The organism is Ktedonobacter sp. SOSP1-85, assembly GCF_016587415.1.
Classification (GTDB): domain Bacteria; phylum Chloroflexota; class Ktedonobacteria; order Ktedonobacterales; family Ktedonobacteraceae; genus Ktedonobacter.
Map to the genome: position 1 here is coordinate 3,126,131 of NZ_BNJI01000001.1, position 23,978 is coordinate 3,150,108.

General features: G+C 52.6%; 16 protein-coding genes, 2 tRNA genes and 2 rRNA genes. 13 read left to right on the plus strand and 7 right to left on the minus strand.

Going from position 1 to position 23,978, the window contains the following annotated elements:
• Positions 1-64 precede the first annotated feature (64 nt).
• The 3 genes from KTE_RS13100 to accC form a co-directional block, all read right to left on the minus strand.
• Positions 65-520, minus strand: a complete 456-nt coding sequence (locus tag KTE_RS13100; RefSeq protein WP_201381563.1) for a biotin/lipoyl-containing protein — start codon at positions 518-520, stop codon at positions 65-67.
• A 6-nt stretch (positions 521-526) separates the two neighbouring features.
• Entirely contained in the window at positions 527-1,765 is a 1,239-nt protein-coding gene (gene fabF, locus KTE_RS13105; RefSeq protein WP_201381565.1) for a beta-ketoacyl-ACP synthase II, read from the minus strand.
• Between the two features lie 125 nt (positions 1,766-1,890).
• On the minus strand, positions 1,891-3,243 hold the full coding sequence (gene accC / locus KTE_RS13110) for an acetyl-CoA carboxylase biotin carboxylase subunit (protein WP_201370286.1): 1,353 nt from the start codon (positions 3,241-3,243) through the stop codon (positions 1,891-1,893).
• 446 nt (positions 3,244-3,689) lie between these two features.
• Between accC and KTE_RS13115 the strand changes: the two genes are divergently transcribed.
• Complete coding sequence (locus KTE_RS13115) at positions 3,690-5,165, plus strand: serine hydrolase (RefSeq protein ID WP_201381567.1); 1,476 nt, start codon at positions 3,690-3,692, stop codon at positions 5,163-5,165.
• A 21-nt stretch (positions 5,166-5,186) separates the two neighbouring features.
• Here KTE_RS13115 and KTE_RS13120 read toward each other — a convergent pair whose 3' ends face one another.
• Positions 5,187-6,452 (minus strand): glycoside hydrolase family 3 protein, encoded by a 1,266-nt coding sequence (locus KTE_RS13120; protein ID WP_201381569.1) that lies wholly within the window; start codon positions 6,450-6,452, stop codon positions 5,187-5,189.
• A gap of 241 nt (positions 6,453-6,693) precedes the next feature.
• On the opposite strand from KTE_RS13120, the gene KTE_RS13125 reads away from it, so the two are divergent.
• The 7 genes from KTE_RS13125 to KTE_RS13155 all read left to right on the plus strand — a co-directional run bounded on the left by KTE_RS13125 (position 6,694) and on the right by KTE_RS13155 (position 16,920).
• The gene (locus KTE_RS13125; RefSeq protein ID WP_201370283.1) at positions 6,694-7,155 is read left to right on the plus strand and encodes a MaoC family dehydratase N-terminal domain-containing protein; all 462 of its coding nucleotides are present in this window, start codon (positions 6,694-6,696) and stop codon (positions 7,153-7,155) included.
• A gap of 36 nt (positions 7,156-7,191) precedes the next feature.
• Positions 7,192-7,647: a MaoC/PaaZ C-terminal domain-containing protein gene (locus KTE_RS13130; RefSeq protein WP_201370282.1), complete on the plus strand. Its 456-nt coding sequence runs from the start codon at positions 7,192-7,194 to the stop codon at positions 7,645-7,647.
• A gap of 316 nt (positions 7,648-7,963) precedes the next feature.
• Positions 7,964-8,374, plus strand: a complete 411-nt coding sequence (locus KTE_RS13135; protein ID WP_201381571.1) for a hypothetical protein — start codon at positions 7,964-7,966, stop codon at positions 8,372-8,374.
• Positions 8,375-8,455: 81 nt separating this feature from the next.
• Positions 8,456-9,933: ribosomal RNA gene (locus KTE_RS13140) — 16S ribosomal RNA — on the plus strand.
• 296 nt (positions 9,934-10,229) lie between these two features.
• Positions 10,230-13,199, plus strand: a 23S ribosomal RNA gene (locus KTE_RS13145).
• Together the 16S and 23S rRNA genes form the textbook arrangement of a ribosomal RNA operon.
• A 400-nt stretch (positions 13,200-13,599) precedes the next feature.
• Positions 13,600-16,206, plus strand: coding sequence for an FAD-binding oxidoreductase (locus KTE_RS13150; RefSeq protein WP_201381573.1), 2,607 nt, complete (start codon positions 13,600-13,602; stop codon positions 16,204-16,206).
• Positions 16,207-16,530: 324 nt separating this feature from the next.
• Positions 16,531-16,920: a response regulator gene (locus KTE_RS13155; protein WP_201381575.1), complete on the plus strand. Its 390-nt coding sequence runs from the start codon at positions 16,531-16,533 to the stop codon at positions 16,918-16,920.
• A gap of 78 nt (positions 16,921-16,998) precedes the next feature.
• Here KTE_RS13155 and KTE_RS13160 read toward each other — a convergent pair whose 3' ends face one another.
• Positions 16,999-18,036 (minus strand): endonuclease/exonuclease/phosphatase family protein, encoded by a 1,038-nt coding sequence (locus KTE_RS13160; protein WP_201381577.1) that lies wholly within the window; start codon positions 18,034-18,036, stop codon positions 16,999-17,001.
• 350 nt (positions 18,037-18,386) lie between these two features.
• On the opposite strand from KTE_RS13160, the gene KTE_RS13165 reads away from it, so the two are divergent.
• The 5 genes from KTE_RS13165 to KTE_RS13185 all read left to right on the plus strand — a co-directional run bounded on the left by KTE_RS13165 (position 18,387) and on the right by KTE_RS13185 (position 23,545).
• Entirely contained in the window at positions 18,387-19,598 is a 1,212-nt protein-coding gene (locus KTE_RS13165) for a hypothetical protein (protein WP_201381579.1), read from the plus strand.
• A 607-nt stretch (positions 19,599-20,205) separates the two neighbouring features.
• Positions 20,206-20,751 carry an RNA polymerase sigma factor gene (locus KTE_RS13170; RefSeq protein WP_201381581.1) on the plus strand — a complete coding sequence of 182 codons (546 nt, stop codon included), beginning with the start codon at positions 20,206-20,208 and terminating at the stop codon, positions 20,749-20,751.
• A complete protein-coding gene (locus KTE_RS13175; protein ID WP_201381583.1) occupies positions 20,748-22,394 on the plus strand; it encodes a PQQ-binding-like beta-propeller repeat protein in 1,647 nt (548 codons plus the stop codon). The genes KTE_RS13170 and KTE_RS13175 overlap by 4 nt, the downstream gene beginning before the upstream one ends.
• Positions 22,395-22,532: 138 nt before the next feature.
• The gene (locus tag KTE_RS13180) at positions 22,533-23,198 is read left to right on the plus strand and encodes a GyrI-like domain-containing protein (protein WP_201381585.1); all 666 of its coding nucleotides are present in this window, start codon (positions 22,533-22,535) and stop codon (positions 23,196-23,198) included.
• A gap of 137 nt (positions 23,199-23,335) precedes the next feature.
• On the plus strand, positions 23,336-23,545 hold the full coding sequence (locus KTE_RS13185) for a hypothetical protein (RefSeq protein WP_201381587.1): 210 nt from the start codon (positions 23,336-23,338) through the stop codon (positions 23,543-23,545).
• Between the two features lie 74 nt (positions 23,546-23,619).
• On the opposite strand, the gene KTE_RS13190 is transcribed toward KTE_RS13185, so the two are convergent.
• Together KTE_RS13190 and KTE_RS13195 are read right to left on the minus strand one after the other, a co-directional pair.
• A tRNA-Val gene (locus tag KTE_RS13190) sits at positions 23,620-23,693 on the minus strand.
• Positions 23,694-23,761: 68 nt separating this feature from the next.
• A tRNA-Leu gene (locus KTE_RS13195) sits at positions 23,762-23,843 on the minus strand.
• Between the last annotated feature and the right edge of the window lie 135 nt (positions 23,844-23,978).

Here is a 23,978-nt window from a genome sequence, read left to right on the forward strand (position 1 = left end):
GAAAGTGAGGTGCCCCTGGCTACCGCAGGCAGCCAGGGGCACCTCACTTTCAAACAGAAATTATTTATAGGGGCTCGACGCGAATAAGCGGCGCGCCCTTCTGCACCACATCTCCGCTCTTCGCCACCAGGGCGGTAACGCGACCAGAAACCTCGGACACGACCTCATTGAAGACTTTCATCGACTCAACGAGCGCCACGACCTGACCAACGTGAATCGTTTCGCCAATATTGACGAACGATGGAGAGGAGGGCGAGGCCGCGGAATAGTACACACCTGTAAGAGGCGCGTTGACCGCGACGGTTGTGTCCGCCTTCTGAGCGCGTGGAGCCGGTGCCCCCGCGATGGCTACCGGTCCTGAGACGGTAGGGGCAGAGACCAGTACCATACCTGGATCGCGTTTAATCGTAATCTCCAACTCCCCTTCGGCAAGTTCCAGCTCACCAATAGAACTCCCCTCAAGGACCTGGATCAGTTTCTCAACACGCTCCAGCCACTGCTCATGATTCTCAGTCTTCATAACCTATTACTCTTCGTATCGCTTGAATATTAAGCAGGTATTATGACCACCAAAACCCATGGAGTTCGACATGGCCACATTGACGGTCGCGTGACGCGCCTCATTAGGCACATAGTCGAGATCACACTCTGGATCGGGATGATGCAGATTGATAGTCGGCGGAATAATGCCATTCAGGATGCTCTGAATCGAGATCACTGACTCAACCGCCCCAGCCGCGCCGAGTGTGTGGCCCGTCATGGACTTGGTCGAGCTGATAGCGACCTTGTAGGCATGCTCACCGAAGGTGGTCTTGATGGCCTGCGTCTCAGTACTATCATTAAACGGAGTGGAGGTACCATGCGCGTTGATATAGTCGACCTGGTCAGGGCGCAGGTTGGCCTTCTGCAAGGCGCGGCGCATCGCGCGCACCAGGCCCTCGCCACCGGGAGCGGGCGCGGTAATATGGCTCGCGTCGCCCGTGCTACCATAGCCAACTAGCTCAGCCAGAATAGTCGCGCCACGCGCTTTAGCAAACTCCAGGTCCTCCAGAATCAGCATGCCCGAGGCTTCACCCATCACGAAACCATCACGCGTGCCATCAAAGGGACGGCTGGCACCCTGCGGATCATCGTTACGCCGCGAGAGCGCTTTCATATTATCGAAGGCCGCCATCGAGATAGGCGTGACCGCCTTCTCGGAGCCGCCCGCGATCATAACCTTTGCGTCACCGCGACGAATGGTCTCCCAGGCCTCACCAATCGTATTTCCGCTGGTCGCACAGGCGGAGACCGCGGCCCAGTTCGGACCACGCGCACCAGTCATAATCGAAACGATGCCAGGCGCGCCGTCGACGATCATCATATTGATGAAGAACGGGCTGATACGATCTGGCCCCTGCTCATGCAGGACCGTAAACTGATCGTGCAGCGTGACCAGGCCACCAATACCGCTGCCAATATACACGCCGACCTCGTCGGCAATATCATTTGAAATCTCTAAACCAGCCTGAGCCAATGCCTGCTTGGTCGTGGCGATGGCGAGCTGCTCGTAGGGATCATTGCGCCGAATTTCCTTGCGATCCATATAGGGAGTGGGATCGAAGTTCTTAATCTGAGCGGCAAAATGCACTCGAAAGCGTTCGGTATCGTAAGAAGTAATCTCACCAACACCAGACTTGCCCTGACAGAGTGCCTCCCACGAGGAAGCCAGGTCGTTACCCAACGAGGTAACCAGTCCTAATCCGGTTACAACTACGCGAGACACGAAGTCACCTCCTGTAGTTTACATAAAAGAAGTAAAATCCTTATGAAGTAAGCGGTTTATCACACCCCACCAAGCCCGAGCCGGGAACCGCGCCTCCGGCTGGCTCTCTCCCCCTCCCGATACAGTTAGCCAATACCTAGAGCAGTGGCCTCTTCTTGAATAAAGCGTGTATACGTATCTCCCTGGATAAAACCCTCATGACTGAGCAAGCGTTTATGGAAGGGGATCGTCGTCGTCAAGCCTTCGATCTCATATTCATCGAGCGCACGCTGCATACGAGCGATGGCTTCGTTACGTGTCTCAGCCCAGACAATAAGCTTTGAAAGCAACGAATCATAGTGCGGAGGAATTTCGTAGCCCGAGTAGAGGTGGCTATCGACGCGCACGCCAGGTCCGCCAGGAACCTGGTAATTCTCAACCACGCCAGTCTGTGGGCGAAAATCGGCGTCGGCATCCTCAGCGGTGATGCGAACCTCAATCGCGTGGCCCCGGAACTTAATATCCTCCTGCTTGAGTTGCAGGGGAAGGCCCGAGGCAATACGAATTTGCTCCTTCACCAGGTCAATGCCGGTCACCAACTCCGTCACAGGATGCTCCACCTGGAGGCGAGTATTCATCTCCATGAAGTAGTAGCGATTCTGCTCATCCACCAGGAACTCTAGCGTACCCGCGTTGCGATAACCGACCTCCTGAACGGCGCGAATGGCTTTCTGGCCCATCTCCTCGCACAGCTCACGCGGCAGAATCGGGCTCGGAGACTCCTCAAGTACCTTCTGGTTACGACGCTGGCAAGAGCAGTTACGCTCGCCCAGGTGTACACCATGGCCATAGTTATCCACCAGGACCTGGATCTCGACGTGGCGCGCCTTGGCAACATAGCGCTCAAGATAGATACCATCGTCGCGGAAGGCCTCGCGGACCTCATTTTGAGCCACGGTGAAGACGCGATCAAACTCCTCAGGCTTGTTGATGAGGCGAATACCACGACCACCGCCACCCGCCACGGCCTTCAGCATCAGCGGGAAACCAATCTCGCGCGCGGCATCCTGAGCTTCAGAGAGCGTGCGCAAAACAGGGGTACCGGGAAGCGTGGGCAGACCGGCCTTGATCATGGCCTCGCGCGCGGATACCTTATCGCCCATGACGGACATGACACTCGCCGAGGGGCCAATAAAGGTAATATTGACATCCTTACAGATCTCAGCAAAGCTGGTATTCTCAGAGAGAAAACCATAGCCGGGATGAATTGCTTCCGCGTTAGAAATAAGTGCGGCACTAATAATATTGGGAATGTTAAGATAACTCTTCCCACTGGGGCCGGGGCCGATGCAGATACGCTCATCAGCCTGGCGTACAGGAAGCGAATCGCGGTCAGCCTCGGAGTGAACAATGACGCTGCGTATACCCATCTCCCGACAGGCCCGGATGACACGCAGCGCGATTTCACCACGATTGGCGATTAGAATTTTTCGAAACATATGTCACTAATGAAGCGCGACAGGTTCTAGTAGGGAACACGCGCCTCACCTTACTCCTCTCACAAAAAAGCCCTAGGGGAGGGGTCAATTTGGTAAATTATACCACACCCTGGAAAACAGGGCTGCTCACAGGGCCTGGAATGACCAAATAGTGTTAGCTAGCTAGCATTGCAAGCCAGAATAAGGTGCCCTCTACCGCTCTATAGCCAGAAAGGCTACGCTATCGTAATACACTTAAGAGATAACGACATATACACTGAATGTGCCCTCCATATATCCTATTACCGGGTGCTGAGTATCCTATAAATAGGAGCAAGATGGACAAGACTCCTGGCAAGAGGATACAATTCCATAGCGCGCGGCAGAAAATTACCGAAGTATTGTAATGTGTTCCAACGGGCGTCATTATGCAAAGCCATAAAGCTAAAGCATTAGGAGAGGATAACATGCAAGCACAGACATCGCTTTCCACGTATGTACGGCAAGAACTGCTCCCAGACCTGGACGATTACATTGGGAAGATGCTCACAGATTGGCATATCCCAGGGCTTGCGCTGGCCATTGTCAAAGATGATGAAACCATCTTCGCGAAAGGCTATGGTATCCGCAAAGCAGGCGAGCATAAAGCAATCAGCGAGCATACTATTTTTGGCATCTCATCGGTCACGAAAACCTTCACCGCGGCAGCCATTGGGCTGCTCGTCGATGAAGAGAAACTTCAGTGGGATGATCCTGTGATCAAGTATCTGCCAGATTTCCAGCTCTATGATCCCTATGTGACACAAGAGCTGACCATACGCGACCTGCTCTGCGCGAGAAGCGGCCTGGACGGTGGCGACCTGATGCGGGAAGGGGGCGACTTTGATCGCAACGAGGTTATTTATCGCCTGCGCTATCTCAAACCCAGCTACAGCTTTCGCACGCGCCAGGGCGCCTTTACCTTTATGTTCACCATCGCGGGCCAGGTTGTCGCCGCCGTTACCGGGCGCCCCTGGGACACATTTATAAAAGAGCGCTTCTTCAAACCGCTTGGCATGAGCGCCAGTGGCACCACTCGCGCCTCGGCGCTGCACACACGCAACGTCGCGATCCCTCATATAGAGAACGATAACGCCCCTGATCCCTACATCTATAGCATTCCAGATAACGTAGGACCCGGTGGCGGTATCACCTCGAATGTGCTTGACCTGGCCCAGTGGATACGCCTGCAACTGGGAAAAGGCACCTTTAAACAGAAGAAGATTTTAAGTTCAGAGGTCATCAACGAACTACACACACCCCAGATCGTCCATCAATCACCCTTGATGCAGCTGGATCACCCCGGCTCGAACTTTGTCTGCTATGGCCTGGGCTGGTTCCTCGCGGATTACTGTGGGCAAAAAGTTATCGATCACAGTGGAGCAATGCCAGGAATGGAGGCGCTCATCGCTATACTGCCAGAGAAGCAGCTAGGCATCGTCGCCCTCGCCAATGGTTTTCAGTCCAGGTGGCCCCTGATCGCGCTTAAGCAGAAGGTCTTTGATAGTTTCCTTGAGCTACCCGAACGTGATTGGAGCGAAGAGTTCCTTCAGATGAAGAGACAGCAGGAGAAGCAGGTTAAGGAGTGGATGAGCCTGGAGCGCAAGGATCGCATTAGCCAGCAGATAAGCAACACTCACCCTTCGCTAGATCCAGTGGGCTACGTGGGCGAATATGAGGACGCCTTCTATGGCCGAGCCTTCATCAATAAAGAGGGCAGTAAGCTCACCTTCCGCTTTGGCTCCAAGTACGCGGACCTGGAACACTGGCACTACGATACATTTAAAGCCCAGTGGCGCAAACCCCTGGTTGGCGAGGATCTTATCACCTTTGTCCTGAACGCCGAAGGCAAGGTAGAAGAGATGCGCGTCGCCAACTTTGCCAACTTCACCCGCGTCCAATAAAAAAACTTCTAATCAGAGCGCCTATTTCTGCTGCTCGCCAGGCTCCAGCACACCTGCCAGCAGCAGGGCCTGCTCATGCGAAATGATATTGTACTTTAGCTTCAGCGCAAGGATGCGTGTGACAGAGGCGTCGATCTGCTGCGTAGTAATCGTCCCGCTATGGACGGCCTGGGCCAGCCCTTCAAGCATGGTCGCGGTCTCAGTAAGTCCACGCGGACCCAGCAGAAGATCCGTGCCTGCTTTGACAGCCAGGACTGCCGCGTGTGATAGATCATACGTGTTACTTACACCACCCATCCAGAGGGTATCGCTAATAATCACGCCCTGGAAATTCAACTGTTTACGAAGAATATTAGTCACGACGTTTGGCGAAAGTGATGTAGGCAATTGTGGGTCCAGCTGAGGATTGAGAATATGAGTCACCATGACCATTGGCACCACGCCTTCGCCGATCATTGTGCGATAGGGAACAAGGTCTACCTGGTTGAGGGTCTCCAGGCTGCGATCCATATATGGCAGCGAGCGATGGGGGTCCAGGTTAGCGCTACCCAGGCCCGGAAAATGCTTCAGGCATCCCACGACACCGCCTTCATTCAAACCTTTAAGGTAGGCACGCCCCATATTTGTGACCAGGGTCGCACTAGAGCCAAAGGTGCGCTGGGGTAAACCGGGATTATTAGGATTTGTCAGCACATCCACTGTAGGCATAAAATTCACGTTGAGGCCCAATCCACTTAAATCCCTGGCGGCACTACTCCCCGCCTGATAGGCCTTTTGGGGGTCACCGCTGGCCCCAATAGTAGCTTCTGATGGGCGCTCACCCGTAATACGTCGCAACTCATTAACGACGCCGCCTTCATAATCAGTCGTAATAAAAAGCGGAAAAAGTGCTGCCTGTTGCATAGCCTTATTCAAAACTGTGAGCTGCTCACGTGTCTGCGCATTGCCATTTTTATTCTCGATCAATACACCGCTGACGTCATATTTCTGTAGCATCTGGCGCAAAGTATCATCAAGCGTCGAGCCATTAAACTCCACAATCACCATCTGGCCCAGCTTCTGCTCCAGGCTCATATGCTGAACTATGCGTTGAATCAACATAGCATCATCAAGCACAATCGGGGTAGGAACTGGTCCAGCAGGAAATTGAGGTGTGGCCGTTGTCTGAGGAGCTATAGAAACCTGCTGAGCGCAGGCATTCAGTAGTAAACATAGACACAGAAGCCAAGTAGCCGCGAAGGAAAGCTTCCTTAGCAAATGCTTCCTCTGTCGATGAGGTTCATTCATAGTAATACTCCACCAAATAATAGATCGAAAATTGCAGCTCTACCTACTACTAACGAAGCAACAAAGCAAATGGATAAGTTATATGGTGGTGTGGTTGCGGGCTGGCAGAGCCAGCCCGCAACCACACCACCATATAACTTATCAAGAGGCGAGCTTGCGAGCCGGGATCGCTTGACAACGCAAAATGAAAGTCTGATACTGTCCACAAGAAGTACTTTATAGAGGAGCGAAAAGAAAATATATGTTTGATACCAGTAAAGTTGGTCAGAGCTTTCCTCCTTTCCACATCGAGGTAGAGCGCTGCAAGATCCAGGAGCTTGCGCTCGCCATAGGCGATGAGAACCCTATCTATACCAGCCGCGAGGCTGCACAGGCCGCTGGCTACCGCGATATACCGCTTTTTCCTACCGCCCCCACCATCTTTAATTTCTGGGGCAACGCCCAGCTCAATGAGCAATTGAGATCTACTGGACTAGAAATCGAACGTATTCTTCATGGAGAAGAAGAATACGAATATTTAGCCCCCATCTATCCTGGCGATAAACTGACGGGCACCACAACGATTGCCAGTGGAAAGTCGCGCCGTGGCAAGGATGGCTCTGGCATGGACATCGTCACCCTGGAGACACGCTATAGCAACCAGGATCAGCAGGAGGTTCTAGTTGCCCGCACGATGGTAATCGTACGCATACAAGCCAGTTAGTAACAAGATCATAAAAGAGCAAAGGAGAAGCCAGCCATGGCCACAGATACACAGCCAGCAGCCAGGCGCTATTTTGAAGATGTCCAGGTTGGGGACGAGATTCCCACCCTCACCAAAGACCCCATGACCCTGCAACGCCTGGTGCGCTACGCGGGAGCCTCGGGAGACTTCAATCCACTTCACACCGACCCTGCGGTAGGCGAAGCGGTTGGTACAGGTGGTATTATCGCCCATGGTATGCTCATTATGGGCTTTGTGGGACAGATGTTAAGTGACTATGTGGGGCCAACCGCGCTCCGCAAGTTTAACGTCCGCTTTAAAGGTATGACCCATCTCGGCGACACTATCACCTGTAGCGGCACCATCACCGAGAAAAACGAAGTTAATGGCGAGGCTATCATTGCGGGCAAGGTCCAGGCAGCCGATCAGAATGGTGATGTCAAAGTGAGCGGCACCTTTAGCGCGGTCCTCCCCAAAAAGGGCGAACGCTAAACTATAGCTTCTCCATAACGGTCACATACCTTCATGAAAAAAGAGGTGGCGGGGCAATGTCATAGGCATTACCCCGCCACCTCTTTTTTCAGCTCAGCGTTGCAGGGGTTGAAAATAAACTTTCGCTAAAAAGTGGAATGGCTCAAAACAGACCCGAAAAAAACAGCCATATTTTTATATCGATTATAACTCTGCAATATCATCGCACAATGAATTTAGCCCCACACATTGGCTTTCTCACAACAGAAACCGTTTATCATCGAGAAAAGAGGGTTTTGAGATTGGTCATGAAAAGTATTGACAAGCCCTTTTTCGTATGGCATACTTACCCTCGCTCCAACGACAAGCACACGAAATTGTTGAGCCGATCACGCCACGTTCACATATCTGCCACTGGCAGGCCAGGGAACAGCGAGAACGAAAAAACGGATTTCGAAAAAGCCTTGCAAAAGGGGTTGACAAACCCCAGGCGGTGTGCGATACTACCGGAGCAGTCGACGAGCGAACAAAAACAGCGAAAACGCTGCAAGAGTTCGAAACGCCCGACACACAAGCGCAAGCTCACGGGCTTGCCGGGTTGCGGTTCAAGCAAAAGAAGAACGAACCAGAGCACCCTGAACAACTGAAGAGTGGAATGCAGAAGTACAACGGAACTTCGTTGATTGAGCACCGCTCAATCGTGAAGAACACCGTTCCTGTCAATTCTGCGAACAAAGCAATGAAGTAACGACAACGTGCTTCTAGCCTGGACGCAAACTACATGATCATTACAGATACCTGTTGGTGTCTGTGAGATACATTCATCACTTGAATGGCGAGTTTGATCCTGGCTCAGGATAAACGCTGGCGGCGTGCCTAACACATGCAAGTCGAACGCCCTCTCGCAAGAGAGGGAGTGGCGGACGGGTGAGTAACACATGGGTACCTGCCCCGAGGTGAGGAATACCGGCGAGAAATCGCCGACAATACCGCATATGTTCCTCCGGGAACAAAGCTCGCAAGGGCGCCTTGGGATGGGCCTGTGGCCGATTAGCTTGTTGGTGAGGTAAGAGCTCACCAAGGCCACGATCGGTAGCTGGTCTGAGAGGATGGTCAGCCACACTGGGATTGAGAACGGCCCAGACTCCTACGGGGGGCAGCAGTGAGGAATTTTCGTCAATGGGGGCAACCCTGAACGAGCAACGCCGCGTGCAGGAGGACGCTTTTCGGAGTGTAAACTGCTTTTCTTGGGGACGAGAACGGACGGTACCCAAGGAACAAGCCCCGGCTAACTACGTGCCAGCAGCCGCGGTAATACGTAGGGGGCGAGCGTTGTCCGGAGTTACTGGGCGTAAAGCGCACGCAGGCGGTTTCGTACGTCTGGAGTGACAGTTCCCGGCTCAACTGGGAAAGGTCTTCGGAAACGGCGAGACTTGAGGGCTTCAGAGGGACACGGAATTCCGGGTGGAGTGGTGAAATGCGTAGAGATCCGGAGGAACACCAATGGCGAAGGCAGTGTCCTGGGAAGCATCTGACGCTCAGGTGCGAAAGCTAGGGGAGCGAACAGGATTAGATACCCTGGTAGTCCTAGCCGTAAACGATGACCACTAGGTGTGGGAGGTATCGACCCCTTCCGTGCCGTCGCAAACGCAGTAAGTGGTCCGCCTGGGGAGTACGGTCGCAAGATTAAAACTCAAAGGAATTGACGGGGACCCGCACAAGCAGCGGAGCGTGTGGTTTAATTCGATGCAACGCGAAGAACCTTACCAAGTCTTGACATGCAGATGCACCAGCGGTAATGCGCTGTTCCTTCGGGACGTTTGCACAGGTGCTGCATGGCTGTCGTCAGCTCGTGTCGTGAGATGTTGGGTTAAGTCCCGCAACGAGCGCAACCCCTACTGCCTATTACATCTTCTAGGCGGAACTGCCCTCACGGGAGGAAGGCGGGGATGACGTCAAGTCAGCACGGCCCTTACGACTTGGGCGACACACACGCTACAATGGCCAGCAACAAAGGGATGCCAACCCGCGAGGGGGAGCCAAGCTCAAAAACCTGGTCTCAGTTCAGATTGCAGGCTGAAACTCGCCTGCATGAAGGTGGAGTTGCTAGTAACCGTAGGTCAGCACACTACGGTGAATACGTTCCCGGGTCTTGTACACACCGCCCGTCACACCACGAAAGTCGGCAACACCTGAAGCCGCCAGGCTAACTCTTCGGAGAGGCAGGCGTCGAGGGTGGGGTCGGTGATTGGGGTGAAGTCGTAACAAGGTAGCTGTACCGGAAGGTGCGGCTGGATCACCTCCTTTCTAGGGAGTCATCACTCTCCTCGTGAGAGTGCACTCTCAGGTCGAACAGGAACGACCTGTCCGTTGATACCCTGCTTCCACTCTTGAGCGGTTCGGCCGCTGGTTTTTTCCAGTTCCGAAGCCCGCATTGTACCTGAACAACCAAAGAAGTATCCTTCAATTTTGCTGAGCGAGCACGTTGGCATGCAAGTGCCCAACCGTGACGTGAGTCATTCAACGCTCGTGACAGTGAAGAGAGAAGACCGAGATCCCATACAACAAGGGTAACAGACCAACAAGAAGAAGCAGACAAGGCAGAACAAGCGAAACAGAGTACGAGGTGGATGCCTTGGCGCTGAAGACCGATGAAGGACGCGGAGACCGGCGAAACATTCAGGGGGAGCTGCATCCAAGCGATGAGCCCTGAGATTCCGAATGGGGCAACCCCTCCAGAGTTATGTCTGGAGACCTATCGCTGAACACATAGGCGATATGGAGGATCGTGGGTGAACTGAAACATCTCAGTAGCCTGCGTAAGAGAAATCAACCGAGATTCCCGTAGTAGTGGCGAGCGAACCGGGAAGAGCCCAAACCATCTATTCCTCGTGAATAGGCGGGGTTGTAGGACTTCCATCAGCACACTTTTCCTTACTCGAAGGCATTGGAACGTGCCACCAGAGGGGGTGAGAGTCCCGTAGAGGACGAGGAGAAGGGTGTGGGGAGAATCCTGAGTACCACGAGACACGTGCAATCTTGTGGGAAGCTGGGGGGACCACCCTCCAAGGCTAAAGAACTTCAGCGACCGATAGCGAACAAGTACCGTGAGGGAAAGGTGAAAAGTACCCCGAGAGGGGGATGAAAGAGTCCCTGAAACCACGTACTCACAAGCAGTCAGAGGCCACTGTTCCATGAGGAACCAAGGGCTGATGGCGTGCCTTTTGTAGAATGATCCGGCGAGTGCATCGCACGTTGCAGGTTAACCAGCGCTAAAGCTGGGGAGCCAGAGGGCAACCGAGTCTCAAACAGGCGTGTATGTAGCGGCGATGCGACCCGAAACCGTGTGAGCTACCCATGAGCAGAGTGAAGCGGATGTAACAGTCCGTCGAGGCTCGAACCCACCAGTGTTGCAAAACTGGGGGATGACTTGTGGGTAGGGGTGAAATGCTAATCGAACACGGAGATAGCTGGTTCTCCCCGAAATGTATTGAGGTACAGCCGCGACCAAGAGCGTGGTGGAGGTAGAGCACTGGATAGGCTAGGGGCCCTGTGCGGGTTACCAACCCTACTCAAACTCCGAATGCCACTACGTGTTTATCGCGAGTGAGACGGCGGGGGCTAAGCTTCGTCGTCAAAAGGGAAACAGCCCAGACCATCGGCTAAGGTCTCCAAATCGATGCTCAGTGTCAAAGGGGGTCAATGCGCCCAAACAGCCAGGATGTTGGCTTAGAAGCAGCCATCATTTAAAGAGTGCGTAATAGCTCACTGGTCGAGTGCAATGGCACCGACAACGTATCGAGGCTTAAGCATCGTACCGAAGCCGTGGAATACAGCTTTTCGCTGTATTGGTAGGGGAGCGTTCTCGACGCCTGAGAAGCCAGACCGCAAGGACTGGTGGAGGTAAGAGAAGTGAGAATGCCGGAATGAGTAGCGTAATGTCTGCGAGAACCAGACACACCGAATGCCTGAGGGTTCCTGGGCAACGTCAATCGTCCCAGGGTGAGTCGGGCCCTAAGCCGAGGGCGTCATGCCGTAGGCGATGGAAAGCAGGTCAGAGAATCCTGCACCGGAACATTTCGTTATGAGCAATGGGGGGACGCGGTAGGGAAGGTGAGCCGATCGAATGGACAGGATCGGTGCCTCTGCTGAAGCGCGTGACCGAGGAAAATCCCGGTTGCATTATGCGTGACACTGAGGCCGAGCGCCCGCAAGGGTGCGGAAGTCATTGGTCCCCAGGCCGTCAAGAAAAGCCTCTCGCCAGAAATTGTTCCGCCCGTACCGCAAACCGACACTGGTAGGCAGGGGGAAATCTCCCCAGGTGATCGAGCGACCCTCTGTTAAGGAACTCGGCAAATTAACCCCGTACCTTTGGAAGAAGGGGTGCCTGCGTAGCTGTGTGTGCTTGCACACATGGTGAGAAGGTTGCAAGAAATCGGCTCAAGCGACTGTTTACCAAAAACACAGGTCTCTGCGAACGCGAAAGCGGAAGTATAGGGGCTGACTCCTGCCCAGTGCCGGAAGGTTACGAGGAGTGGTGTGCGTAGCCACGAATCTAAGCCCCGGTGAACGGCGGCCGTAACTATAACGGTCCTAAGGTAGCGAAATTCCTTGTCGGGTAAGTTCCGACCCGCACGAAAGGAGTAACGACTTGAGCGCTGTCTCGACAGAGGACTCGGCGAAATTGAAGTACCCGTGAAGATACGGGTTACCCACGACAGGACAAAAAGACCCCGTGGAGCTTTACTACAGTTTGGCCTGGAAACGAAGTATGGTGTGCGTAGCATAGGTGGGAGCTTAAGAACTCATCCTTGTGGGGGTGAGGGAGGCAGCAGTGAAATACCACTCTCACCATGGTTTGTGTCTCACACGTCACCGTGATCCGGGACGTGAACAGGGCCAGATGGGTAGTTTGACTGGGGCGGTCGCCTCCCAAAGAGTAACGGAGGCGCCCAAAGGTTCCCTCAGGGTGGATGGACATCACCCTCTGTAGAGTGTAAAGGCACAAGGGAGCTTGACTGTAAGGCAGACAAGCCGAGCAGGGACGAAAGTCGGGCTTAGTGATCCCACATTCCCGTGTGGAAGGAGTGTGGCTCAACGGATAAAAGCTACCCCGGGGATAACAGGCTTATCTTGCCCAAGAGTTCACATCGACGGCAAGGTTTGGCACCTCGATGTCGGCTCGTCGCATCCTGGGGCTGGAGTAGGTCCCAAGGGTTGGGCTGTTCGCCCATGAAAGCGGCACGCGAGCTGGGTTCAGAACGTCGCGAGACAGTTCGGTCTCTATCCGTCGTGGGCGTCGGAAAAGTGAGGGGAGTCATCTTCAGTACGAGAGGACCGAGATGGCTTGACCGCTAGTGCGCCAGTTGGGGGGCCTCCTCCAGAGCTGGGTAGCTACGTCAAGAAGGGATAAGCGCTGAAAGCATCTAAGCGCGAAGCCGACCCGAAGATAACTTTTCCCACTCTCTTGGAAGAGTCAAGATCCCAGGAAGAAGACCTGGTGGATAGGCTGCGCGTGGACGCCTGGTAACAGGTGGAGCGGAGCAGTACTAATGATCGTACGGCTTGTTTCCCATTCTGTTTTTTCGCGAAGTGTGGTGAGTCCTTGTGGTGTGAGTGAGAGCGGTCTAGGATCGGACCTGAGCACGAGCAAGAGGGCGAGCGGCACGGGGAGCAGGAGCAGGCCAGCGTGGCTCAGCAAAATTGAGGGAGTACTTCTTTGGCAGGTATCGACAAGAGCGTTGACAACAAGAGACCTTGTGTTGTCAACGCTCTTTGTGTTTTTGGCCTCAATTTATACAACACCCCTTCATAGGAAGATATGAGCATGAAAAACCGGGCAATGCCCGGTTTTTCATGCTCATATCTTTACTCTGTGAGCGCCGCAGGCGCGAAAAAAACACCGAATACTAATGCTCCATGTTATATACTGCCAGAAAGAAGTAAGATCCATCTAGGAAGAGGGGGGTTTCAATGCTGAAAGAGACGGCACAACACTCACTTGAACACATCCTTCCCAAAGGGCAGGTATTTGTGGATAGGGCCACGCTCATCGCCTACGAGGTAGATGCTGGCATCGATCGAGGCAAACCCGAAGGTGTAGTCTTTCCTCGCACCACAGAAGAGGTCGCCCGCGTTGTACGCTGGGCCGCCCAGCACAATATTCCCCTGGTTGCCCGGGGAGCAGGAACAGGCCTCTCGGGCGGCGCGGTCGCGGATCGAGGCGGCGTCATCGTCGAGTTCGCACATATGAATCATATTTTGGAGATAGAGACCCTGGGGAGGAGTGCCATCGTCGAGCCAGCCCTCATCAATCTCCGCCTGGATGAACAGGCCAGGGCACATGGCCTCTATTTCCCTCCCGATCCATCCAGTCAGCGCGCCTCTACCATGGGCGGCAATGTCGCGGAAAACTCCGGCGGCCCCCATTGCTTTAAATATGGCGTGACCACCAACTATGTGACAGGTCTCAAGGCAGTCCTGGCCGATGGCAGTATCATCTACGCCGGAGGGAGCGCCTTTGATTATCCTGAATATGACTTCTGCGGCCTACTAACCGGTAGCGAGGGCATGCTGGGCATGATTACCGAGATCACGGTGCGCCTGCAACGCAACCCGCCAGGTGTCAAAACTATGCTCGTCGTCTTCGACTCGGTCGAGCAGGCAGGCGTCGCGGTCTCCGCCATTATCGCCGCTGGCCTGGTTCCCGCTACCATGGAGATGATGGATCAGAAAATCACTCACATCATCGAGCCCTTTGCCAAAGCAGGCCTTCCCCTGGACGCTGGAGCCATTCTCATCATTGAAGTCGATGGATATACCGAAAGCCTGGGGACGCAGATACATGAAATCGAGCAAATCTTGCTTACCAACGGTGGCAAGAATATCCGCATCGCCAATAGCGAAGATGAGCGTGCTCGTATCTGGCTAGCCCGCAAGAGTGCCGCTGGCGCGGTCACACGCCTGAGCCCTTCATATTACACCGTCGATGTTACAGTCCCTCGCAGCCGCCTGGCGGAGACGCTGAGCGAGGTCAACCAAATAATCGAGCGGCATAACCTGCGCGCAGGACACCTGCTTCACGCTGGTGATGGTAATTTGCACCCCATGATCCTGGTACCCGAGCCGGGCAATCCTGAGCTAATGCACCGGGTACATATGGCTGGCCGCGACATGGTCCAGTGCTGTGTTGAAAAGGGAGGTAGCCTGAGCGGTGAGCACGGCATCGGGATCGAGAAACGCGAGTTTATGACGCTCATGCACAAGCCTCATGAACTGATGGCCATGTGGGACATCAAGCAAGCATTTGATCCCAAGAACATTCTCAATCCTGGCAAGCTCTTCCCCTCGCCAGAGCCTGGTTCACAGGCTCCTTTCAAGGGCTATACCCTCGACTATCAAGATGCCACCACAAACAGAGAGACGCCTGAGCACGTCTTCACGCCCGAAAATGCTGAGGATGCTGTGCAGGGGCTCCTCGCGCTCGCTGAAGGCCGTCAGAAGGCTTATATCAACCATAAGCGCCTCCAGCAACCCGGAGTGCAGATCAGCACAGCGAATATGCGCGGCATCAAGGAATATGCCCGCGACGACATGTATATTACCGTGGGTGCTGGCACAACGCTCCGTGAAATTCAGGACTTCCTGGCCGAGGAGAAGAAACAACTGCCAATCACATCTCCCTGGCCAGATGCCACCATTGGCGGCATTATCGCGAGCAACGTCAATGCCCCTCTGCGCATGCGCTACGGCTCCATACGCGATCTCGTGCTCTATGCGACAGTGGCACTGTCAGATGGGCGTGTCATTCGGACAGGTCGCCCCATCGTTAAAAATGTCGCGGGCTACGACATCACCAGGCTTTTTGTCGGCTCCTATGGCACCCTGGGACTGATGAGCGACATCACACTCAAGGTTTCGAGCCTTCCGCGCCAGCAGCAAACGCTTGTCATACCAGTAGATAATCTACAACAGGGTCTGAACTGGGCCAGGACGGCGCTTGCCTATCCCCTCGTCGGCTCTGGTATTGTCCTCTACCATGGTAATCAGGGTCCGCATATACAGGGTTCACCGTATACCCTGGTCTATAGCGACGAGGGACTGCACGAAGATGTCGAGACCGAACTCCAACAAGTGCAGGAGGCCCTGCGCGAAGCTGGCGCACCTGAAGCGCAGATAGTTGAGAACTGGAGCGCCACCAATGCCTGGGAGCAATTCCTTCGACGCGAGGGAACGCATGTGCGCGTCGGTGTTTCCCCCAGGAAAGCCTTCTCCTATATCCGGCAACAGCAAGCAGTACTGGAGCGCGACGATTACATGGTCGACTTCAACAGCGGACATATCTATGCAGCCTCACAGGACGAGAGCGTACCCAGCACCCAGGCATGGGTAGAGGAGTTACGCACGCCTGCCCTCCAGCAGGACGGCTACGCCCTCGTCACCGCTCTCCCGGACGCGTTTAACGGTCACATCGAACGCTGGGGCTACCAGCCCGACGGACTCAAAGTCATGCAGGCCCTCAAGCAGCGCTGGGATCCACAGAGTGTTCTCACTTCAGGAATCGGCTTTTTAGAGGTTTAGAGATCCAGTAACGTTATAGTCAACGCTAAACCTACAAATTGTAGCCTGACTTGTAACAGACTCAGCAGGATCAAAGCGCGCCAGGCATGGGCAGATATAAAACTGCCCATGCCTGGTGCAGTGCATCTTCTCCATTCATCCATCACATTACCGCTTTAGCCATTTTGATTAGCATCAACCGCTTCGCCTCCTCTATAGCCAGAATAGTAGACCAATGGTACCACAGCTTCGACATCGCCTCTTAATTCGCTTATGCTAGGCTAATAAACAAAAGTGATAAGCCAGAGAATCAGGAGGTGGTGGGAAATGTTTAAGGAGCAAGAGATGTACACACAAGAGGCCTCCAGAAGCAGCGTCGCCAGCGGAACAATTTTTCTGATAGAGGACCAGCTTGTCTTGGGCATGATTATGAAACACATCATCACCGAGCATACTCCCTACCAGGTGCTTCACCTCAGCGAGGGAAGCCATATCTTGCAGATGCTACAGGAGCACCGGCCGCAGCTCCTGGTGCTCGACTATGACCTGCCTGGCATGAACGGCATCGAGATCTACGACCTGGTACACAGCACTCCCGAATGGGCCGATCTCCCCGCTATCATGGTCAGTGCCAGCCTGCCCGAGCAAGAGATCCGCCAGCGCAACATCCCAGGCCTGTGCAAACCCTGTAGCCGTGGTGACCTACTCCAAGCCATCGAACAGGCTCTGAACTAAAGACAACCTCGCCATGCCAGCCGCAATTCTACACAAATATAGCCCTCCACGCGGTTGGCATCACTTTCTAAATATCTCCTACAAGAGGCCAAACTGTCCCCAAATCACACAGTGATCGCTGGCACGTGGAGTGCAATCAACATCAAATGTTGAGGGATGGACACGTGGACTGGCAAGCAGATAGTCGATGCGCAGCATAGGCCAGTAAGGGTTGAGGCGGTGAAAGCCCCAGGTGTGGCCACTCCCGGTACCAGCAAGCTGAAAAGCATCCTGCAGACCAGCGGTAAGAGAAGCATACCCCGGTTCACGATCAGTCACGTTCATATCTCCCATCAGGAGCACCGCTTCACCGTGAGACATAAACGAATGGGCAAAAGCATTGAGAGAGCGAAGCTGGCCATCACGGCGCTCAGAACAGAAGTAGCAATTTGCGACGGCATGGATGGAGGAGACGGGATGGCCGATGATGACCACCAACCGCTGACCCGAACCCAGGTCGAGGCGCGCCCAGAGAACCTGCGCCTGAGGCTCCGCCCAGGTATCATCGCTGGTTTTGAGTGTGCCATACTCGATGATAGGATAGATACTCAGAAGAGCGAGATTGTATGGGACGTTAGTAGTGGGCTGGGCGAGTTGATAAGCATAAAGACGCTTAAAATCAGGCGACTGAGTGAAGGCATCGCCTGGATCAACTTCTTCCAGGGCCACAAGCGCGGGATGCCTCTCTTTGAGTAACGGGAGGAGCAGTGCATCATGAGAGTGGCCTACCTCCATATTCCAGGAAAGAACACTCGTCATCATTCTGGAAGTGGAGTCGCTGGAAGCGTGAAAAGGGAGTCGAGGAAAGTAGGTGAAACTAAAGGCGAGCAGGCAAGCAACCAGGACCAGGCGCAAGAGCATGGTGCGAGAGAGAAAGGCAAAGGGAATAAGAAAAAGCAGAGGGAGAAATAGATAGGGCGCAAAAACCTGGGTAATAGCAAGGGCTCCATCATGCTGGGGAAAAATATGCTGAACCAATAGAAGTAGGAGTAGAGCACAAGGATATAAAGATGTAAGGGCGATAAGTGTCCAGCGTTGCTGTGAAAAATACAAGAGCATGCGAGAGATACAAGCCATAAAAGTATGCCCCTTTTTCTACTTGGGACGTATTAAGCAAGCAATCAGTCACACTCTATAAGATGCCAAAAAGTTTTTTCAAAATTTTATATTTATTAACTATGCTACAAATATTTGATTCAAATTACTAATATAAATATCAAAAGCAAATATTTACTGAAATATTCCCCCATTTCCAGTATTTTTAATCTGATCTTCATCTTGTTTTTAACTCATCATTTTCTGTATATTAATTGAAGAGATATAATATGCTTGATCATGTGCTTAATATTCTCTACTCACATTCTATCAATAACTTCTTTATGCAAATGTATGGAACGCACATGCTCATTAGTAGCTCAGGAGGAACTATGTCTACAGTGATGTCCCCCCATCGTCACAAGTCCTGGTCTCTTTATTTGCGCAAGGGAGCGCTTGCCCTCTGCTTTTCTCTACTCTTGATAGGTATAACTGTCTCCTCTGCTTTTGCCAACACTCACGCTCAAAGCGCGGCAGTGGCAACCTCCGCCACTTCCCAGGATACGCTACAAAACGTGATCCTGCTAGGGGGAGCTGGCCCTGGCGGCGTAGCGATGATTGACGCAAAGGTTGGCTGGACACTGACCAGTACCTTACGACGCACCAGCGACGGAGGCAAAACCTGGCAAACCGTTGCCCAGCCTGCTGATCAGGAAGTGCTCGGTCAAGCATATGTGCTAAACGGTCAGGTAGCCTGGTACCTGACATATGACTCGCAGACCTATGCTATTGCGGCACTCTACCGGACCAACGATGGTGGTCAGACCTGGAAGCGTTTCGCCTGGATTGATGCGAATCAATACTTACAAACCTTAAGCGTTGCCGATAATCAGTCTGCCTGGATCTCGACAAGCGATAGCAATAGCGTGTCCCATCTTTTCCTTGTTGGAGGAACTAACCAGGATTGGCAGGAGACTACGCTACCTGCACAAAATGGCTCGAACTATAACTACTTTACCTCACAAACAACGGGTTACACGACCGTCGTGAACGTCAATGGTAACGGGAACAACAGCTACACACTGTATAGGACTAGCGATAGCGGCCAGAACTGGACCCAGCTAAACCTGCCGCTTCCTGCTGATGTACCCGCTACGGCTGCGCCCACCAACATTCGCTTCCTTGGTTTCGGGAATCAGCAGGAAGGCTACCTGATAGCAGCCTTTGGTGATACAAACTCATACACAATCTATAACTCGTACATTTATCGTACTCAGGACGGTGGCCAGACCTGGCAGATTGATGGAGGTGCCGTACCAGCCAATACTCGAGTGATCCAGATCGATAACTGGCACGTAGTCAATGCGGCCTTTGCCTTCGTTGGCATCGGAGGTAAAGTAGGACTGGCCTCGCTGCAAGCAGATAGCTGGGATGTCGCTAATATCACATTGCCGAGCAATCTCGCTGCTGCCCCATTCTTGTCGATCTTAAGCTCGAACCACCTATTCATGAGCGCAGGAACTTCCGATTACACTGCTCAAAACCTCTATGAGAGCCGGAATGACGGCCAGAACTGGCATCAGATCGCTTCTATTCCCAACTAATCTCCTCAGATAAAAGCACCTCGCATGCCTTTATAGGCATGCGAGATGCTTTTTGATTGACAGAACCTCAAACAATACCAGTCTCTAAGCCACAGCAATCCATTAGATTTATCCATAAAAGAGGAAAACCAGGCAGCTGCTTTACACACAGCAGGCCTGGGTAGGCATTTATCGTTGGAGGCACAAAAACTGGCTCTAGAAGCCAGTTTAACAGGTGTTGAGAGTGGGCGATTAGGGATTTGAACCCCAGACCTACTGCGTGTAAATAAATTGCAGAGCTTATGTCTCTATAGACGCTTATATAACCTATTTAGCAATATAGCCAACTATCTTCATTTTTCACCTCAGTAGATCTAAAGTAGCTTTTCTGATGTTTTGATTAATAAAACACCCGCTTTTATATTTAAAACACTCTATATTTCAAGTCAGGAAGGTTTTTTATAATATGTTAACTCACATGGTTGTAAATCTTCTTCCACTTTACGCAGCGGGGCAAGACAACCTGCGGAAGAGAATTCAATAGCTCTGAAATCAGGCATAGATGTGTTATGTTTGCCTCGCTCATGCGAATATATACACGAGATCTCAAACAGCACAAGGACGTAACATGCAGCAACCATATATGGTTCACTCACGAGGAGAGGATGCCGAGTTTTATCAGCAATACGCTCCCGCTATATTCGCCTATCTCTTACGCAATGTCGCCTCCCGAGAGGACGCGGAAGACTTGTTACTCGATGTCTTCATGGCAGTTCTAGAAAAAAGGTCGTCTGCAAAAGTGGATGAGCAACGATTACCCTCCTGGATCTGGGCAGTCGCGCGAAACAAAGTCGTGGACTATCATCGACGCAGCAAACATCGAGCGAGTATACAGCTTTTCACGGTAGAGGACTCTCTCTACGAAAGCGAGGAGCAGGCACCTGAGCGCGTGGCCCTCCGAAATGAGGAATATCACAAGTTAAACATGACCTTGCAAGGACTATCGGAATTACAGCGCGAAATTATTCGGCTGCGGTTCGGACATGGCCTGTCATGCGGCGAGATAGCCACCATCATCAAGAAGAGTGAGGGGGCTGTGCGTATGACACTCCATCGCACGCTCAAACTGCTGCGCACACTCTATACCAGGAACGAGAAAGGAGGCACGCTGTGAACAATGACGATATGACCTTTATGCCGGAGCGGTTGGATGAACAGATTGAGCATCCCACAAACTGGCTTGCCCCCGACGATCAGCGCCTGGTGCAAGATCTGTGGCATACACATCAGGCATATGAGCGCGAAAACGCTCAGTCCTTGCAGCGTGTCTGGAATCGTCTGGAACAAGAAAGGCAGGAACAGCGCCTACAGGATGCGGCCCGAACCGCGCCTATCTCTTTGCAACAAAGGGAACAAACGATGAAGGATACATCGTCTTCAGATAGCTCTTCACGGGGCAGCACCAAGCGCGTCCTGAGCCTGATCGCGGCGGTAATAGTGGTTGCGGTACTGACAGGAAGCGCGGCCCTCATCTTCAGTGTAGCTGGCAAGAATAACACGGCTCACAATCAAAGCAACACGGCTTCTGTCAAACCTACTAGCACGCCAGTCGTCAACTCTTCCGGCACCTACATAATGTATCAAAATGAGCAATACTTCTATGTTGTCGACAAGCTGGACTCTAAGACGCATAAATCACTGTGGACCTACCAAAACAAGAAGCTTGCAGATCTAGGCTACCCAACTGTCTATGGCGACACAGTATATCTCAACGCTTCAGACAACTTGACAAGCCAGTCCCATCTCATTGCGTTGAATGCCACGACTGGCAAGGTGCGCTGGGACATTCCTTTCAAGGCGCTTACAACAATTGATGAGAATGGCAGTGGTCCCTTTAATATGGGCTACCTGACCGTGCCTGTCGTCTCTGATGGGCAGGTGTTCGTAGCCAATCGTGCTGGTACTGTGTTCGCGTTCAACAGCGAGACTGGCAAGCAGAACTGGACATATAAGATTGGCGCGTCTGCGTTGGTGAAACAGTACTATACTGATCCCAACACTGGGAAGAAGAAGTTCGCAGGCTCGACATTCTACGATGGAAGTGTACCGCAGGTGAGTAATGGGGTACTCTACGGTGCCTTAGAACACACATTATACGCGGTTGACATCAAGAGCGGCAAGCAGGTCTGGAACACCAAAATCACATCCGAGGAGCAAGTTTTTGGCGACGCACAGGTTGTGGATGGCATCATCTATGCCTCCTCGCATTCGGTGAGCCAGCATCATGACGGACAAGCATACCAGAGTTACGTGTACGCTTTCAACACAAAGGATGGAAAGCAGAGCTGGAACTATTCAATTGAGGGCCTGAATTCAAGCGGACTTGCTATCGATAACGGTCAAATCTACTTTATCGCGAACCAACTCTCCTCCACACCAGATGATTCTATCCTTTATGCACTCAATACTCAGGGGAAAAAGGTCTGGGAGCATAATTATAGCAATTTAGGCGTATATTGGCTAACCGCTGGCAATGGCTATGTTAGCGTCAGCGGAGGAACCTATGACCAGGGCAAAGTTACCTCCTATACGCTCTATGTGCTGAAAGCTAACGGGCAACCAGCCTGGCAGAAGGATGTAGTAGCTGATCCTGTTTCCATTATAGATGACGTGCTCTACACTAAGAGCGGTCTCAAGATCATCGCCTACGATCTCACAAGCCAGAAGGAGCTATGGCAGGGCCAGTATGGCTTTGATCTCGTTGATAAGGGGGGCTTGCATAGCGCTCATCTTGGCTATATCAATGTTGTGCCGTAACCATTACGCTTCATAGCTACAGTACGCGCCTACATATTACGTGATGTAGGCGCGTACTTTATTCTACTGCAATTGAACAACGAGCAAGTGTTTTTTGCACTTTACATGCGTCACAGTCGCACCACCCGGCATGAAACCATGCCAAAACGCGTCTTTGTTTTCTTTCTCTATGGGAGTTCCAGACGAATTTACCAATGTGCACAACACCAGATCCTGGGGATGCTGCGGCTCAAACAAGTTGAATTGCATCAGCAAGTTGAAGAGGGGCAGGCTCGACTAGCACGGCTAGAAGCATGGCTGCATACCTTTGAACAGGAAGCAAAGATGCCTGCATACGATATCCTCCTCAAAAGTGTAGCACCGCTGCGGGCCGCTCAAACATGTTTTGTCGCTCCAGGCTGGGAGCAGGTCAGCCCGACCCTTACGCGTGTCTTCGTTCAAATACAGGAACATGTCTGTCAGCAAGGAGCAACCTGGCTTATCCCCGGCATTACACTCTTCCATGACAACGAGCATCACGAACGTGATATCAGTGTCTCAGCCTGTCTGACCTTTGAAGGTTCCGTCGATGACAGTGAGCAGGTGAAAGTGACTGAGTTACCCGGCGTTGAGATGATGGCCTCGGTGATCCATCATGGCAGTTTCTGCACCTTACATCTGGCGTACAATGCCCTGCTTACCTGGATTGCAAACAACGGCTATCAGGTCAATGGTCCTAATCGCGAGCTTAACCATGTTTATAAGCCCGGTGGCGACGAATCGCTGTTTGTAACAGAGGTCCAGTTTCCCGTCGAGAAGCGCTAGCTGCGCCTCTCGCGGAAACAAGATCTATGAGAAGGTTTGTGCCTACCCTCCATGCTCTACAAATCCAGTTCCCACTCCTTGGTAGCTGGTTATAGCTGGTTGATGGCATGTTATTCAGAAGGAAGTGAGAAATCCCTATGGCTATCATAACCGAACCAAAACTGGAAGATCGCAAGGAGCGGCATTATATGGGGATTCGAACCCAAGTACCCATGAAAGAATTTAAGGAGGCGATACCGCAGTTGCTTGGGGAAGTGTTTGCGTGGTTGGAAAAGCAGGGTGTGGTCCCAGCTGGTGCGCCTTTCATGCGATACCACGTCATCAATAAGGCAGTTGGCTTGGACTAAAAAAAGGCGCAAAAAAAGCTCTTCTATAGCACCGTGGTTGCTTGCTACAGAAGAGCCTCTAAAGACGCTTCAGATGGGCGATTAGGGATTCGAACCCCAGACCTACTGCGTGTAAAGCAGCCGCTCTAACCAGCTGAGCTAATCGCCCGTGTATTCCGCTTGTTGGCGAAAAATCAGGCACCCAGATATTTACTCAATATTTGGATGCCCTACGAATGCCCTCGAGTGGACTCGAACCACCACGCCCTTTCGAGCACAGGCCCTCAACCTGCTGCGTATACCATTCCGCCACGAGGGCTAATTGCTAACGGATTACGTGTGCCATAATACACCTAAGCGCGATTTTTGTCAACAGTTTTTCTGGCCTTTTTTTATAGGTTCCCCAAATTTCCGCTCTATCCGCTCGCTTGCCTCTTCGGACCGTGTAGGCATG

Bases quoted from the DNA above. Each gene is read 5' to 3' on its own strand.
- KTE_RS13100 (WP_201381563.1), bottom strand. From the start codon at position 520: ATGAAGACTGAGAATCATGAGCAGTGGCTGGAGCGTGTTGAGAAACTG.
- KTE_RS13155 (WP_201381575.1), top strand. From the start codon at position 16,531: ATGTACACACAAGAGGCCTCCAGAAGCAGCGTCGCCAGCGGAACAATT.
- KTE_RS13125 (WP_201370283.1), top strand. From the start codon at position 6,694: ATGTTTGATACCAGTAAAGTTGGTCAGAGCTTTCCTCCTTTCCACATC.
- KTE_RS13170 (WP_201381581.1), top strand. From the start codon at position 20,206: ATGCAGCAACCATATATGGTTCACTCACGAGGAGAGGATGCCGAGTTT.
- KTE_RS13120 (WP_201381569.1), bottom strand. From the start codon at position 6,452: ATGAATGAACCTCATCGACAGAGGAAGCATTTGCTAAGGAAGCTTTCC.
- KTE_RS13150 (WP_201381573.1), top strand. From the start codon at position 13,600: ATGCTGAAAGAGACGGCACAACACTCACTTGAACACATCCTTCCCAAA.
- accC (WP_201370286.1), bottom strand. From the start codon at position 3,243: ATGTTTCGAAAAATTCTAATCGCCAATCGTGGTGAAATCGCGCTGCGT.
- KTE_RS13185 (WP_201381587.1), top strand. From the start codon at position 23,336: ATGGCTATCATAACCGAACCAAAACTGGAAGATCGCAAGGAGCGGCAT.
- KTE_RS13115 (WP_201381567.1), top strand. From the start codon at position 3,690: ATGCAAGCACAGACATCGCTTTCCACGTATGTACGGCAAGAACTGCTC.
- KTE_RS13165 (WP_201381579.1), top strand. From the start codon at position 18,387: ATGTCTACAGTGATGTCCCCCCATCGTCACAAGTCCTGGTCTCTTTAT.
- KTE_RS13130 (WP_201370282.1), top strand. From the start codon at position 7,192: ATGGCCACAGATACACAGCCAGCAGCCAGGCGCTATTTTGAAGATGTC.
- KTE_RS13135 (WP_201381571.1), top strand. From the start codon at position 7,964: ATGGCATACTTACCCTCGCTCCAACGACAAGCACACGAAATTGTTGAG.
- KTE_RS13160 (WP_201381577.1), bottom strand. From the start codon at position 18,036: ATGGCTTGTATCTCTCGCATGCTCTTGTATTTTTCACAGCAACGCTGG.
- KTE_RS13180 (WP_201381585.1), top strand. From the start codon at position 22,533: ATGCCAAAACGCGTCTTTGTTTTCTTTCTCTATGGGAGTTCCAGACGA.